The organism is Oleiphilus sp. HI0125 (assembly GCF_001635355.1).
Genome location: NZ_LWGF01000133.1, coordinates 1 through 941, shown reverse-complemented (window position 1 = coordinate 941; position 941 = coordinate 1). Strand labels below are relative to the sequence as shown.

1 tRNA gene and 1 pseudogene are annotated in these 941 nt (G+C 43.0%); both read right to left on the bottom strand.

Annotation, left to right across the window (positions count from 1 at the left end):
• Window positions 1–302: 302 nt before the first annotated feature.
• Window positions 303–378, bottom strand: a tRNA-Gly gene (locus A3762_RS02225).
• Between the two features lie 178 nt (window positions 379–556).
• Window positions 557–941 (bottom strand): annotated as a pseudogene (locus A3762_RS26875) (hypothetical protein); the annotation flags it as partial.

The following is a 941-nucleotide window of genomic DNA, read 5'->3' as shown; positions in this document are numbered from 1 at the left end:
GCGTCTAAGCTCATCGACTGATGCGATAAACCGCGAAACGATTTAACAGGATAAGAAAACAGACCAGAGACAGTAATCATCAAGAAACTCGCGCAAAAGCTCAAAACTATAATGCGACTTGGCTAAGAAGAACAAGGCGCAAGTATAAATTGTGTAAACGGCATGACTAAACAGAGATACAGAAATATCAACAATTAAGACATTGAGCTAAGCGATGAATAAGCTTTCTTCGGGCGCAGCAAACCTTGAGGAAGTTTAGTAACAATAAACGACGATAGGTTTAACAAAGTCATAAGAAAATCTGGAGCGGGAAACGAGATTCGAACTCGCGACCCCGACCTTGGCAAGGTCGTGCTCTACCAACTGAGCTATTCCCGCTTAGGAAGGCTTTGAAAAAACTCTGTAAAATCAAGTATTAAGAGAACTTGAAAGAGTTCATTGCTTCAAAGTGGGGCGTATTATATGGATGCATTTTTCAGTATGCAAGCATTTATTTATACAAAATGCTGTTTTTTACGCCCCACCAAATCAAAGCTACTAGTTTTGAGACTCCTGTCTAGTCTTTCTTATCATCGTCTTTTGGAAGATCATCGGTATCACCAATGTCAAAGTCTTCAAGATTAAATTCTTCATCATCAAACTCCGGATCACTCAAATCTAGAGCTGCCTCAATTTCCTCAGATAATGCATCATCTTGATCTTCAGCTGCTTCTTCAATCGCCTGCGCAATACTAGCCGCAACCTCAGCTTCATCCTCGAGCACCGGTTCATCTTCGGCTGGCACCTCTTCAGGCTCGTCGCTAAGATTCTCCAATTCCTCTACAACGTCATCCAAGCCCCCAGACAAATCAATATCATCTAAATCCAGGTCATCTGCATCTGGCTCCGGTTCAGGTTCTGGCTCTGGCTCCGGTTCAGGTTCAGGTTCTGGCTCTGGCTCT